Origin of the sequence: Spiroplasma poulsonii (assembly GCF_009866525.1) — a bacterium.
Taxonomy (GTDB): Bacteria; Bacillota_I; Bacilli_A; order Mycoplasmatales; family Mycoplasmataceae; genus Spiroplasma; species Spiroplasma poulsonii.
Window position 1 is genome coordinate 1,888,351 of the sequence record NZ_CM020866.1, and the last position, 14,565, is coordinate 1,902,915.

Consider the following 14,565-nt stretch of genomic DNA (forward strand, 5'->3'; position numbering starts at 1 on the left):
TATTTTTAATTTAATACAACAGGAATATCAATTAATGTTGATGATAGTGCTTATGCAACATTAGAAAGTTTAAATAGAGAAAATATAATTATACTTTTGGTCAATACATGAATTTTAAACCAGCACAAAAGCAGAAGTTTAAAATAAAACATCGTGTAGAAGCATTTACAATGTTAATAAATACTAATCAATTAAAATGATTATGAGAAAAATGTCCTGTAAGTAAAACCCAATATGAATTAATTCAATGAGAAGATAAACCCGATGTAAGAGAAGAACGAATGTTAGATTTATATGATGATACATTTGATAGTGATTTTTTATGCTTTACACTTTGAATTAATACCAATGGTTAAACATAATAGTTCATCCGATTATAAATTATGACAACAAAGGGAGTGATTAACTTAATGAAAAAAGATATTTATGTAATACATGATGAACGTGTAATAAATGCAAAAAGACCTTATATGTCTGTTTGTGGACAAGTTAAAAAAGACTTTGTCAAGAATTAAAAAAAGATAATATAGCAATATGTAAATTAAATTTATATAACGAATATATTAAGAAATATCAAAAAATTAAAGTATGTGTACAAGTTTTATCAAATGAACCAAATTTATTAACAGTAAATATTATTAATTATGCACTTATTTTTAAAATTAAAGGAGCAAAATAACAATGAATAATACTTTCCCTAGTTTACCAAACTTAAATGATATTAATAGTGTTTTTAAAATTTTATAATTATGATTGAACTATTAATTTAGCAAATATTATTGCTCGCCATCAAATGCGACTAGTAAATGGTAAAGATATTTTATTTAAGTCTCATCGTAAAGACATTTTAGAAAAATTAAATTGATGATATGAAACTTATAAAATAAAAGAAAAATTAGATAAAATGAATTAACAGCCAGTTTAATGGGTAAAACTATCTTTGGTTTATTAGAAACTAGTGATGGCAATATTGATTTATGAATTAACCCATTTAACTTTACTTCAAGAGTAAGCAAAATAAATGAAATTGAACAAGGTGCTGATATTTGATTAAATTATCATCAATCAGATAGTGGTTTTATTTTAAATTTAATTTGTACCAAAGATAAAATAATTATTAAAGGTTGACCAAAAAATAATGAAGTAGTTGTTGGGCAAAGTAAAACACAAATTAAAGATGATGTTAGACCTGTTTTAGTACAAGAATTTAAAAACAAATTAGGTATTGTCCCTTTTTGAGAAATGATTAATGAACCTAATCCATTATTTTTATCAACTTCAACAACATTAAACCCATGGCCTACTATGGCAAATTGTTATAAATTACAATTTGATTTAGAAGATAGTTTTAATATTAAATCAAAAGAAAGATGAGCAAATCGTACTCATTGATATGGGGTATTAGATGATGATTTAATGACTGCTTATAACAAAGGCAATAAAAAAGTATTACAAGATGCTTTTGATGATATTTTTATTCAATCAGGTCAATCAGCAGTAGATGGTCAATTATCACAATCTTTACAAGTAGTACAAGGTACACCAACCTTAGAAACATATACCGAAGACGAAAAATCAATTATTGAACAAGTATATTTAGCATGTCATTTTTCTAGTCCTTTTGGTGATAAATCAGATAATGACCAAAATAAAACACAATCTTTATTAACTAAAACCAAAGATTTAGAAAAACAAGCATATTTACAAGCATATCGTAAACAATATTATACAAAAATATTTGACACTGTTTTAAAATATTATGATTTATGAGATGGTACTTGTGAAAGACCTTATGGTTTTGATTTTGTTAGTGCTAGTTTAGTAGACCAAATGCGACAAAATGAATTAATTACTACTAGATTAGATAATGGCACAATGGAACCAATAAGAGCAATTACTGAATATGATAATATTGATGAATTAGAAGCAACTAAATATTTTGAAAAAATAGAAGCATGACAAGATAAAATGCAAGCCAAAGAAATTGAACATAATAATAAATTAATGGAATATGATGAAACTGGTAATAATCAAAATGCTTTACAAGGTAGAACAGAAATTAAGGAGAATTAACAAATGAGTGGAATTAACCCAGGGGTTATCGAAGAATTAAGAAGACAAGCCCATGATACTTTAATAGATATTAGAGAAAATATACGAGATAACAGACATTGAATGGTATTTCCTTTTAATGTTTATAGTTCATATATTCCTGATACTGAAACAGGTTGAAAACCTAATAATGCTAAACCAAGTGATTATGGTAGTTATTCACGCATATTTGATAATATGGAAAGTACTATTGCACAATGACAAGATAGTTTAAAAATAGTCCAAAAATATAAAGGTGAAGAAATTAATATCTTAACCGTTGATGATTTTAAAAATCAACCTATTAATTCCACTATATGAGCCAATAATGAAACACCTTTTGCGATAAAATTAAAAGATGAAAATAATAATGTTTATTGAAAATTAATTGATGGTGAAAACATTTATGATGTTAATAAAATGTTAGAATACTTAAAGCAATATAAATTAAGTTATTTTATGAATAATGATAATAAAGCAGATAACTTTTATACAAAAGAAGTTAGGGTTGGTAAATATTGAGATGCTTATATGATTGATGATAGAAGTTCAATTCAATTTGGTGAAGCCAAATTTGAGCAAGTATTTACACAGCAATCCACCGAAAGACAATATACTTTATTAATTTTAGATGAAAATGCTGAGAAATTGAATATTAATGATTATTATAATTTTTATACTGTATTTAATGACCGTGGTTTAAATATTGGTGGGGGTAATATAAATACTGCACCCCAAGATAGACAATGATTATATCCATCAAATGTTATTAATTATTATTCACCTTATGATGGCAGTTTTTTATGACAAGAAATTACCTTTTCAAGTATTAATGACAAAATTAGTCATAGTGGTTTATCAGTAAGACAATTTATTCAAACAAGTGCCCCGGGCGAAGGTTATTGTTTTCCTAAAATAACTTATAATAAAAAACTAAATAAAGGTATTGTTGAATTAGATGAGGTTTTATTAAAAGACCCAGGGGTTAGAGCAATGGCAGTTAAATTTTATGGTAATCCGATCTTTTTTGATATGCCCGTTATTGGCCGACCAATTATTAAAGGTCAATTTAATAAAAAAGTTATGAATTCAAGAGATTTATTAATGTATAACATGTATCCTTGTCCACCCGACAAAGTTAATAATTATGCATCACCAGAAGTAAGCTGATATAACATTCAAGGTATTCAACCAACAATGATAACTGGTTATGAAGATTGAAAAAAAGATATGGAAAGTAGATATGATTTTTGAAAACAGAAAAATAGTGAGGGCATTGTTATAACCGACCCCACTACTACATCAGCAACTAATTCTAGTGTTGGTAGAAATATTCATAAAGAAGATAAAAACTCTAAATTTTATTGATCTAAAGATTGAAAAATAACACCACCAAACAAAATAAAAGTAAATGGCGGTAATGTTGATAATATTATTAGTACTCAAGCATCATCATATTTTAGAAGAAAAGATGAATTTGGTAATACAGTAGGTCAAGTTCAAATTGAATATAGCAAAATGGGTTCATGTAATGTTTGAGATATTTTAAATATGAATAATTTTATTAATCGCCAAGTTACCGTATTACCTTTAAACTATACTCAAAAATTATTATTTAATCCTTTTACGATACCGGGCGGTGTTGGTAAATTCTTAAACTTTATTTCCTTTGGTATTCCATGAGGATGAGTAATTAACAAAAATGAAAAATCATGACCTAATTTTCAATGATTAAATGGCTTTATGAGTGCTAATATTTATAGTTTTTATAATGATGCATTTTGATCTGAAAATTCAAAAGGTAAGGGTTATTTACCCTTTGAAATATTTAGAGAACAAGGAAACGACAAAGTTGGTGCTATATTTGGTGCAAATGCTACTAGTTTTAGTTTTACTACTTTATTAACTGATAAATTAAAAGGTCCTGTTTTAACTAAAGATGGTAAACCAACAAGTGAATTAATTTATTCAACTTATAATTTAAAACAATTAAATCAAAAAACTAACCAAGTTTATTTAATTAATGAAAAAACCAAAGCAATTGAAGCTCAAACACCAGTTAGTGATAGTGAATTAGATAATGATTTAGAATTTTTACAAACACCAGATGGTACAAATTGTAGTTATATAATTGATATGTTTTCAATTCAAGCATTATATAAAGGTAATTTTGAAATTATCTTTTATGCGGATAATCCGTTTACTAATAATGAAGAAGATTATTTACTATTATCAGTATGAAGCTTTCGTGGAAAAACAAAAAGTACATTAAATAATTATTTACGCGATATGACAACTAATTATAAAACTAGTTTTTTACTCCCACATGATTATGAAATACCAACATTTAATTATCCGCAGTGTGTATTACCACCAGTACCATATAACTATGAACCTTATACCAAAGATATTTGAGATGCTAAAACAGGACAAGCATTAAAAACTAAAATTACAGCACCACCACAATGTAAAAAAGCACAACATTATGGTACTACTGTTAATTTATTTTCTGATGAATTTAATGAAGGTTATTGTGAAATCGAAATTGATTTAAGACAAATTGACCCAACAATTCAAAGTATTAGTAAATTTAAAGATGCTTATAAAACAATAGAAATAAGTAATCTTAATAATTTACAAGTTAGGTGTTTTAAACCTGAAATAGAGCGATTTATTAAGTATAGAAATATTAATCTTCTAGGCGGGGCTAATAGTTGCGATTTTAATAGTGGTTTATTGTCTAATATAACTTTAAAAAGGGAAGGTTTACCACAAAATGATAATATTAATTTTGATAATACTATAACTTTATATACTGATAATATAACTAATGAAGTTCAAACATTCTCTACTGCTTCTACTACTGGTTTACCAAGTGGAAATTATAAAAGCATTTATTATACAGAAAAAAGTGGAGCAGTTAATTTTTTACTTCAAATAACAAAATTATCTGATAATGATGATAATAAAATTAAAGAAACATATTTACAAGCATATTATACTAATGATATGAAATTAAAAATTAGATTATCAAAAGTATTATTTGCTCAGTTATTATTGTTGGCTCAAATTAACTTAAATTATGCAGGTAATAATAAAGATATAACAATAGACCTTAATGCTTTGGGTGTATTAAATATCGTAAATAACAGTGATAATCCTATTAAAATCACAATTACACCAAGGTAAAAGAAAAAGAAATGTAAAATCTCTTTTTTATTCTCCTTTAACTTTTACATTACCATCGTTATCAACAATTAAATCAGGTTCTTGTTTAGTTAAATTTCAACGATATACTGAATTAATATACTTACTTTTACTACTTCAAGGGATTTTTATATTTTCTGAAAAAATATCTGTTGTTAAAACTGGAAAACTAGAATCGATATAAAAGTATAAAGATAATGTAGAATTATTTAATTTATCAATTTTTTTTTCATTTCCATCTTCTAATTTTGTATCATTATTAAACTTACTTAAATATCATTTTTGATTTTTATCACCACACCATACTACATAATAATATTTATCATCAATCTCATTAAATGGCTTTTCTTGTGGTGCTATTCATTCTAAATTATCTTTAATTTCTTGGTTAGTAGTATTTATTTTGTTTTCTTCTTTTTCTTTTTTTAATTTTTCTAACCATAATTGATCTTCAGTTTTACACCCAACTAAACTTGTTGTACTTGTTGCTACTAATGAGATTACGCCAATTATACTTAATAATCTTTTCGTTTGATTATTTCCTCTTTTATTATCAATTAAGTGAGTATATTGAAACCGTATAATTAACATTTATATTTCCCGTATAAGTATTTGTATCAAAAGAATTGATAATTGCATTGTTATTACTAATATTTTCAACGTTAATTTTTGTGATATCTAAATTGCTATACATTTCTTTTAGTTTATTTTTAATTTGTTGTTTTGTTGGATTAGATAAATTTTCAGTTTTAAATTCACCTAAATTATTATTTGTAATAATTTTATTTAAATTAACATTAGATATAAAAGTAACGACTACTTTACCACTTAAAATATCTTTTCTTTTAAAATTTATTTTTGCATTTGCTGTTGTTATATCACTAACTTCAAAATCATTTATACTATTTTCTAAATTTTTATTTAATTCTTTTAATTTATTTTTAATTTCTTGTTCTGTTGGTTTATTAACACCATTAATTCTAATTAATCCTAATTCAGTGTTTTTAAAAACTGATTTTACTGGGTTACTATAATTAACATTTATTTCACCAGTATAAATACTTGTATCATTTGTTTTAACTTTGGCACTATTTAAACTAATATTTGTAATATTAATTTTTGAAATATCTAATTTAGGATTAAAAAGTTTTAAGGATTCTTGAACAATTTGGTTTGGTGTTCATCCACCAATTGAAAAATCTATTTCTCCCAAATTAGTATTTGTAATAACTTTGTTTATTGGTACAGATTTATTAACTGTAAAATTAATTGTTTTTTTACCACTAAAACCATCTATAGCGATTACGGCACTATTTTCAGTAATTTCTGTAACATTAATTTTATTAATATTTAATTTGGGATTTAATTCCACTACTTTTTCTTTGATTTGTTGTTCTGTTGGTTTATCAGCTCCATTAGTTTTAAAAATATGATTTTGTGTTTCTCTTTTACCTCTTATAGTTTGTTCTTTTTGATAAGGACTAGCGGCAATTGTTGTTGGTACAGCACTTCCACTAATTGTTAATAAGCTTAATAAACTTAGTAATTTTTTCATACTTGTATTTCTCCTTCTTATCAATTTCTATTGACATTATATATATATATATATATATATACAAGCAAAATTATGAATTATTTTAAAAATTTTATCTTGAAAAATAGTTCTTATTACACGTTTTAAGGTTTAAATTAGCAACAAAATACATTAAGTTTAGTATTTGTTTATAAAAAGTATTGTATTTATAAACTATGGGTGTATAATTAAATTATGAGTTTAATCTTTTTCCATAAAAAAGAGTTTATGCTGACTTGTTAATCGAACAAGGATAAAAAAAGAGGAGTTTATAAAATGGCGCTTACAAAAGAACAATTAATAGAACAAGGTTTAAGTGAAGAAATTGCAGAAAATATCTTAAATCAGTTTAATAATGAAGCCAAACAAATTAGAGAAAGTGTGCAAAAACGCGAAGATGTTATATCAAAAGAAGACTTTATTAAATTATCTAATGAATTAGATGAATTAAAAGCATTTAAAGATATTCCATCAACTAAAATTGAAGATATTAAAACTAATTTAGATAAAGTTAGTGGTAATTCTTTAAGTGAAAGAATGCAAACTTTAAAAGAATTAAAACCTGATTTGTTTGTTGAAGAACAACAATCAATTTCACCAACTAATTTTATTAAAGATATGATTGAAAATTCAGTTGAAAATAAAAATGATGAAATTGAAATTATTAAAGAAAAAGGAGCATATACTCCTGATGAAATTAAAAAATTAACTGATTATACACTTAAAAACCTTAGATAATAAGGGAGTGAAATTATGGCAACAATTAATTTGCCACAAGTACCTTTTACATTGGAAGGTAATACAACAGACCAAAAAGCGTATGTTGATATGGTTAATGCTTTATTGCGTGGACCTTTATATAATGAATATGCAAGTATTATGCAATATGCAACTGCAACTGCTGAACAAGTTGCTTGATTATCTAATGCGGGACAAGCATTATATAATTTAACTCATCGTGTGGTATGACAAAATGATTATTCATTACCAAATGGTGGAGCAACTCAAACAATGGGATTAACAAGAATTCCAGTTCCTATTGATAAGAGATTTAATTTAAAATTAATGAATGAGGCTTTTGACTTGGCATTAATAGAACAAAATATTAAAAACGGTGTTATTGCTGATGCTATTTCTAGTGTTGTACAGAATAAATTTGTTAATTTAGAATGTGAATTAATTCAGGCTATTTATGATTATTGTTTAGCAGATGGTCAATATGAAGTAATTCCATTTCGTAGTTATACAGCAGAAAATGCTGATGATGCAAATAAGGCATTCTTTACATTAAATGAAACTTTGATTGAATTAACAAATCAAATTAGTAATTTATATTTTGGATTGCCAACTGATAAAATGTTTATGGTTTTAGGACGAAGAGCCTATTTAGGATTAACACCTGCTTATTTAAAAGTAATTGGTTCACAAGCTCAATTAAAAGCAATGGTTAATGGTGAATTATATGAAAATACTGCAATGGGAATTCCAGTATCAAAAAGTTTTCATTTAGAAAAAACATATACAAAAGGACAAGTTAACCGTGATAAAGGTTATAATTTTACTAATGTAAATGGTTTAATTATTAATAAACAAGTATGAGCTTATCCAATTAATATGGATACTATTCAACAAGTTTTAGATAATGATACTGCTAACCCTAAATGAATTGGTAAAGTACAATATGCAACACCAACTATTTTATATCCTAAAACATGTAAAATTATTTTAGAAAGACAACCAACAGAAGCAGAAATTAAACAAGCATATGATAACGTAAACAAAACATTTAGAGTACCAGTGGATTATATTATTAATCAACCAAAAAATAATCAAACTACACCACCAATACCAAATATTTCTAAAATAGATATTAGTAAAATTAATAAATTAGATGACACAATCGTTAATTTGCCAGACCCCAAAGATGTTAGTGCTGGATGATTAAAACCTAAATTGCAAGATGTTGTTTTAAAAGCGGTAAAAGCAGTAAATAGTTCTTTAACTGAAAGTGATTTTGATTATTCTATTACACCAAAAGGTAGTGACTGACCAATAGATATTACAAATGATAAAATTGTTGAAGTTGTAATTGAAGGTAAAAATAATGCTGTAGGTAAAACAAAAATCATTGAAGCATTAATTAAAAACTCTTAATAAAAAATGAATTTATTAATATTACGAATTTTAACATTATTAGCAGAGAATTTAGGTAATAAAACAGTAGTAAATAAGTTTGTTAATTTAATTAATAAAGTTAATAAATTTGCTTCATATTATGCAAATCCTTTACAAAAGATTACAAGTAAGATTGAAGATATTTATAAATGATTAGATCCATTTACTTATTTAGATTTAATTAAAAAAGGTCATAAAAAAGAAATACAACAAATATTAAGTCAATTAGAAAAAGATAATAATATTAAAAATAGAGAACAATTTAAAAATGAAAATTATCTAAATACTAATTGACAGCCTTTAAATAGTAGTTGACTTAATAGTGGTATGTTTAATATTACAAATAAATTAACATTAACAGGTAATTTAACTATTTTAATATATACAAAAACAGCAAAACATCCGAAATTTTATGGTCCATATGTTTATCCTAGTGTTCCAGTTGAAATTTGAAAATTATTAAGTAATGCTGTATCTAATGCTGGAACATTGTTTTGGCGTTATTGATTAAGAAAATGATTACCTAGTCATTTAAGAAATTATATTAAAAAACGATTGCCAAAAGCATTAAAAGAAAAATATTCCAAAGGAAATACTAAATTAACATTACCAACAGTTCAAAAATTACAACAAATTAAAAAGTTTATTAATAATTTAAAAATTGGACATTTTAATTTTAATTTTGCTGGTGAAATTAATAATAAAAAATGGTATCGTGAACGCTGAAGTGATGTTAAAAATATTAAGAATTTATATAAAACACCAGTTAAAAATATGTTTTACAAAACTAATCAAACTATTAAAAAAATTAAGAAAACACAAAAAAATATTAATAGTTATAAGCCACGTAATTTAAAAAATAAATATCGTAATCAATTAAGGGGTGTTTTATATGGAAAATAATTTAAGTAATTTGTTATTTATAACAGTTGAAGATGTTAAAGCAAGTAAACTTTGACAACCTATTAATGATAGAAAACAATCTGCTTATAATGATAATTTAATTTATAATGCTATTTTAAAAACTAGTTTATGAATGGATAGATTATCAGGTGGAACAATTTCCGATAAAATAAATAAAAAAGATTTATTTCCCTGAGTAAAAAAAGATAATACTGGTTTAATTGAATATGATAAATGATTAAGTTATATTCAATCTGCTTGCTTATTAGCAGTTATAAATTGATATTTACCAAAAGGAGTTAATGATTTAACTGGTAGTGCTTCATTTTCACAAGGTGGTGTAGCATATTCACAAACTAATGACCCAGAAGCAAATGAGAATATTACTCGTGATGTTAAAAATGCTTTAAAATTAGCAGGTGAAATAATTGATATTATATCTAGTAAAACAGTATCTAGACCTTATAATTATAGTTTAGATAATTATGCTCATCCATGAGAAGAAGAATATAAGCATATTAGTAAAAAAACTTTTTATCCAACATTATTATTTTGATTAAAAGAACGATTACAAACAGATAATTCAATAAATATTACTTATCCTATTATTAATGATTTTAGTAAAATTGATTATAACGAATATATTAAGATTAATATAAATGATTGAGAAGTTGTTGATACAAGTGATTTAGATAATACAAGGTATGATTATCAAATAAATAATTGAGATAAAGAAAATTATAAATATAATATTTGAATTAAAACAAGTAATCAAAATAATTATTATTTAGCAACATACAAAAATTTTATAGGAAAAATAACTATTGGGTCTGCCGAATTAGAAAGTCCTGTTTCTCATCGTGTAGAATTGGAAGATGACGGAATTATTTCTATATATACTGGTAAATTTGATGGAACAATTTCTTATTTACACATTGAAAGAAGAAAAGATAGTTAGAAAGGATTTTAATTAATGAAACAAGATAAAACAACTTGATTAAAGGGTGCATTACCTTGAAATTGGTTTAAAAAAGACCCTATTCCAACTTATAATTGAACGCATAAAGATATTAGAGAATGAGAAAGAAAATATAAAATTCGTAGTTGAGTAGTTAGTTTTTATACCCTGATATTTTTAGTATTAAATTGTTGATTAGAATATGGAATGATTAATGCAATTAAAGATAATATTAATTGATATAATTATGGTCAATATTGAGGTAATGGCATTGCAATATTATTAACACCATTATTTACACATGGAATTCAAGGTATATTTGTTGTTAGTAGTAAACCAAAAATAGATATGAAAATTGATATACCACGATTAAAAGTTTCTAAACTGGGATTAGTATTTACAATATTGCCTTTAATTACTTTAATAATTTCTTTAATTATTATTTGAATTGATAAATCAAAATGAAAAAAAGACCATTTAAGACATTGTTTAGATTGTCGGATTAATCCGCGTGTTATCCAACCAAGAGTAGCAAAACAATGAAATAATTTAGATGGCATAACAGAAGAAAAATTAAAAAATATACAAAATGAAAATAACAAAGAATTAAATTTAAAATAGACTATATATAGGGGCGGTTGATATTTTTGGGTGGTTATATAGTTTAATTTATAAATTATTTTGTTCTGAAAGGATAGATGGCCACTGTTTGAGTAAGAATAAGAAAGGAATTAAAGAAAATGAACGAAACATTAATGATTGCTTTACTTGTATTAGCAGGTGCTGGTGGAATGGGTAGTCTTGGTATTCTAGGATTATCTGCTAAAAAAATTAAAAAATATAAAGCAGAAATTAGAGAATTAAGAACTGCTGTTATTGCTCACGAAAAGCATTTAAGAGGACCTGATTATGCAACAGAATTAGCATTAAAAACAGGTCAAATTAAAAATGTTAAAAAACAAGTTAAAGTAAATGATAAAAAGCAAGCACAAAAAGATGCTATTAAAAAATTAACAAATAGTATTTAAAAAAATAACCTTAATTGGTTATTTTTTATTTTCTAATATTAAGTATAAATTTTTAACTTTACAAATAACTAAATTATTTTCTCCATAATTATTTTTATAATATTCTCAGTATTCAGTTGAATTAATATCTACATCTTGTTTATCAATCCCAATTATATATTCACCACGAGGGTTTTTACAAGGGCGATTACCTTGTTCAGAGCGATAACATAAAATATAATTATTCATATTCTTTATTTCCTTTATCATGTGTTATATAAAAGTTAATAAGATATTCTATTTTTTGAGAATAAGTACTAAAATTTAATTCATTTCAAACTTTTTCTTCGTTTTTATTTAAGTAAATATTAACATTCCTAATTTTGCAAGAATAATATTTTCCAGTTTTTTGATTATATGAATGTTTCATAATATTAACTCTCATAATTAGCAATAATAATGGCATCTCGTAAATGATTACTTATTTTTTCATTCTTATATTTTCAACCTTTACCATATTCATAAGTTAAATTAGTATCTTTTTCATATTTTCATACAGAACTATCATTATATTTACTTAAATTTTCCATATTTTTAACAACTGATTTAGTATGGCGTGGTGATACTCAATTATAACTAACTCAAGTATTTTCAATCGCACCCAGTAATCTTAATAAATCATCTCTATCTTTACTAGCATTAGCAGATGTATATAAACAATCTTCAATATTTAATCCTTTTGGAAAAAGTTCACCTTTATTTTTTACATAATAATCTGAATATAAATATTCATCTATAAATTCATCAATAAATTTATAATGTTCTTTTCAATATTTACTAGTAAATTCATTTTGTTTAATTAATTTATTATCTTCATATATAACAATAGCAGTAGTACCAGTTCCTGATGGGTCAATACCTATTTTTATCATTATCTTAAAAATCTTTCTTTAAATTGATAATAAAAATCTTCGCTTTGCTTTCTAATTATAACTGGTGATAATTTTTCAACATTTAATTCTTCTTTTATTCAATTTTTACCTTTTGAAATAATATCTTGTTCTATTTTTGTATTTGTAATAAAATCTTTAATATTATTAAAATGCTCTTCCCTCATTCAATTTGGATTTAAATTATTAATTTGTTGCTTATTAGTTTCTTTAATAACTTGATTACTATTTTCTTTACTTATTTCAGTACTATCGGGGTCTAATTCATCAGTTGCTATACCAAATGTCTTACACAATCAATAACGAGCACCATAAGTTAAAGCACTACCAACTGCTTTTGCAATATCTGAATTTTGTGCTGATAAAATAATTCCTAATTCTAATTTTTCATCATTTTTATAAAGTGTTAATAAACCTTTTGAATAATAATTTACCATTTTATCATTATTAATAAATGTTGGTTCACCAACTGCTTGAATTGTATAAGTTATATGATGCTCTTTTAATTGTGGTTTTAAAGTTTGATATAAATCACTTTCAGTAAAATAATTATATTTATTAAAATCATTCCTTGCATTTTTACCAACAAAAATATTTATATTAGATTGAATTTCACCAATACTTGCTATTAATGTTTTTTTAGTTTCTTGTTGCATTTTCTCATTCCTCTCTTTCTTGTCATATTAAAATGGCATCTTTAATTTTTTCTAAATCTTGTTTAGTAATATTAACTTTTTCTTTAATTACTATTTTTAATTTTGGATTTATAATTATCATTAATATTTTTTTACTATCTATACAAAAATCTTTTTCTAATAAATAATAAAGTTTTAATTGTCAAATATAGCGTTTAATATCAGTTTCTTCATTAGAACTAGTAATTTTTCAATCACATATTATATATTCATTATCAATAGTTATTCCAATAAAATCAGTTGTACCACACATTAAAGGGTTATAAAGTGTTTTTTCAGTTTCATAATGTTTAAATTTAATATCTTTAAAAGTTTCTTGATATAATTTTGTAAAATTATTAAAAATATCTTTGTGTGATTTTATATCACAATTAATAAACTCAATTAATTCATCATCAAAATTATTTTTTATTCAACAATCAATCATATTATGTAAACATATTCCACGAGTTTGTGCTAATTTTAAAATATTCTCATCAATTTGCGAATAATCTTTTGGCACTAAAATATTAACAATTTGACTAACACTAGGGATTAAAATACTATATTTATGTAATTCATTATTATAAATATATAATGGTTTAATCTCACATGATGGCATCATTATCACCCATTAAATCTTTAATATCTTCTGAACTATAATTTATTTGTTCTTCTGCAATTATTTCTGGTGTTTTTTTAGATAATAATATATCTCTTTTTAAATCATTATTTGTATGTAAAAATTCATAATTAGAAACTTGTACTATTCATTCAGTTTTATTATCTTTATTTTTAAAAGATTGTAAAACACCAGTAACTGCTATTTGACTACCTTTTTGACAATATTTTTGTAAAACAGTTGCTTGTTTATTTCAAACTTGACAAGATATAAAATCAGTTTCTTTTTGAGTAGAATAAGGTCTTATTACTGCTAATTGAAATATGGTATATTCTTTACCATTTTGTGTTTTTTTAATTTCAATATCTTTAGTTGTTCTACCAATTCCAATAAATTTATTCATTA

18 protein-coding genes are annotated in these 14,565 nt (G+C 24.2%); 10 read left to right on the top strand and 8 right to left on the bottom strand.

Annotated features, from left to right (window positions below):
- Positions 1 to 107 precede the first annotated feature (107 nt).
- From MSROBK_RS10720 to MSROBK_RS10735, 4 genes are all read left to right on the top strand, one after another.
- Entirely contained in the window at positions 108 to 356 is a 249-nt protein-coding gene (locus tag MSROBK_RS10720; protein ID WP_159373293.1) for a hypothetical protein, read from the top strand.
- 359 nt (positions 357 to 715) lie between these two features.
- On the top strand, positions 716 to 913 hold the full coding sequence (locus MSROBK_RS10725) for a hypothetical protein (RefSeq protein ID WP_159373294.1): 198 nt from the start codon (positions 716 to 718) through the stop codon (positions 911 to 913).
- Positions 914 to 924: 11 nt separating this feature from the next.
- Positions 925 to 2,073: a hypothetical protein gene (locus MSROBK_RS10730; protein WP_159373295.1), complete on the top strand. Its 1,149-nt coding sequence runs from the start codon at positions 925 to 927 to the stop codon at positions 2,071 to 2,073.
- 3 nt (positions 2,074 to 2,076) lie between these two features.
- On the top strand, positions 2,077 to 5,280 hold the full coding sequence (locus MSROBK_RS10735) for a hypothetical protein (RefSeq protein WP_105629041.1): 3,204 nt from the start codon (positions 2,077 to 2,079) through the stop codon (positions 5,278 to 5,280).
- 27 nt (positions 5,281 to 5,307) lie between these two features.
- Here the strand turns inward: MSROBK_RS10735 and MSROBK_RS10740 are convergent, their stop codons facing one another.
- A complete protein-coding gene (locus MSROBK_RS10740) occupies positions 5,308 to 5,889 on the bottom strand; it encodes a lipoprotein (RefSeq protein ID WP_105628887.1) in 582 nt (193 codons plus the stop codon).
- Complete coding sequence (locus MSROBK_RS10745; RefSeq protein WP_105629042.1) at positions 5,849 to 6,853, bottom strand: hypothetical protein; 1,005 nt, start codon at positions 6,851 to 6,853, stop codon at positions 5,849 to 5,851. The genes MSROBK_RS10740 and MSROBK_RS10745 overlap by 41 nt, the downstream gene beginning before the upstream one ends.
- Before the next feature lie 294 nt (positions 6,854 to 7,147).
- Between MSROBK_RS10745 and MSROBK_RS10750 the strand changes: the two genes are divergently transcribed.
- From MSROBK_RS10750 to MSROBK_RS10775, 6 genes are all read left to right on the top strand, one after another.
- Positions 7,148 to 7,609 (top strand): hypothetical protein, encoded by a 462-nt coding sequence (locus MSROBK_RS10750; RefSeq protein WP_105629043.1) that lies wholly within the window; start codon positions 7,148 to 7,150, stop codon positions 7,607 to 7,609.
- A gap of 15 nt (positions 7,610 to 7,624) precedes the next feature.
- Positions 7,625 to 9,025: a hypothetical protein gene (locus tag MSROBK_RS10755; protein ID WP_105629044.1), complete on the top strand. Its 1,401-nt coding sequence runs from the start codon at positions 7,625 to 7,627 to the stop codon at positions 9,023 to 9,025.
- 6 nt (positions 9,026 to 9,031) lie between these two features.
- Positions 9,032 to 9,949 carry a hypothetical protein gene (locus MSROBK_RS10760; protein WP_105629045.1) on the top strand — a complete coding sequence of 306 codons (918 nt, stop codon included), beginning with the start codon at positions 9,032 to 9,034 and terminating at the stop codon, positions 9,947 to 9,949.
- Positions 9,939 to 10,907 (top strand): hypothetical protein, encoded by a 969-nt coding sequence (locus MSROBK_RS10765; RefSeq protein WP_105629046.1) that lies wholly within the window; start codon positions 9,939 to 9,941, stop codon positions 10,905 to 10,907. The genes MSROBK_RS10760 and MSROBK_RS10765 overlap by 11 nt, the downstream gene beginning before the upstream one ends.
- A 15-nt stretch (positions 10,908 to 10,922) precedes the next feature.
- Positions 10,923 to 11,528, top strand: coding sequence for a hypothetical protein (locus MSROBK_RS10770; protein ID WP_105629047.1), 606 nt, complete (start codon positions 10,923 to 10,925; stop codon positions 11,526 to 11,528).
- Between the two features lie 77 nt (positions 11,529 to 11,605).
- Positions 11,606 to 11,935, top strand: coding sequence for a hypothetical protein (locus MSROBK_RS10775; RefSeq protein WP_133165089.1), 330 nt, complete (start codon positions 11,606 to 11,608; stop codon positions 11,933 to 11,935).
- 18 nt (positions 11,936 to 11,953) lie between these two features.
- On the opposite strand, the gene MSROBK_RS10780 is transcribed toward MSROBK_RS10775, so the two are convergent.
- From MSROBK_RS10780 to MSROBK_RS10805, 6 genes are read right to left on the bottom strand one after another with little or no spacing between them, the layout of a single operon-like run.
- On the bottom strand, positions 11,954 to 12,163 hold the full coding sequence (locus tag MSROBK_RS10780) for a hypothetical protein (protein ID WP_040093953.1): 210 nt from the start codon (positions 12,161 to 12,163) through the stop codon (positions 11,954 to 11,956).
- Positions 12,156 to 12,359: a hypothetical protein gene (locus tag MSROBK_RS10785; protein WP_105628883.1), complete on the bottom strand. Its 204-nt coding sequence runs from the start codon at positions 12,357 to 12,359 to the stop codon at positions 12,156 to 12,158. Before MSROBK_RS10785 ends, MSROBK_RS10780 begins: the two co-directional genes overlap by 8 nt.
- On the bottom strand, positions 12,349 to 12,846 hold the full coding sequence (locus tag MSROBK_RS10790) for a hypothetical protein (RefSeq protein ID WP_105628882.1): 498 nt from the start codon (positions 12,844 to 12,846) through the stop codon (positions 12,349 to 12,351). The genes MSROBK_RS10785 and MSROBK_RS10790 overlap by 11 nt, the downstream gene beginning before the upstream one ends.
- Complete coding sequence (locus tag MSROBK_RS10795) at positions 12,846 to 13,520, bottom strand: ERF family protein (RefSeq protein ID WP_105628881.1); 675 nt, start codon at positions 13,518 to 13,520, stop codon at positions 12,846 to 12,848. The genes MSROBK_RS10790 and MSROBK_RS10795 overlap by 1 nt, the downstream gene beginning before the upstream one ends.
- Positions 13,504 to 14,160 (bottom strand): hypothetical protein, encoded by a 657-nt coding sequence (locus tag MSROBK_RS10800; protein WP_105628880.1) that lies wholly within the window; start codon positions 14,158 to 14,160, stop codon positions 13,504 to 13,506. The genes MSROBK_RS10795 and MSROBK_RS10800 overlap by 17 nt, the downstream gene beginning before the upstream one ends.
- Entirely contained in the window at positions 14,141 to 14,563 is a 423-nt protein-coding gene (locus MSROBK_RS10805) for a single-stranded DNA-binding protein (RefSeq protein ID WP_105628879.1), read from the bottom strand. Before MSROBK_RS10805 ends, MSROBK_RS10800 begins: the two co-directional genes overlap by 20 nt.
- Between the last annotated feature and the right edge of the window lie 2 nt (positions 14,564 to 14,565).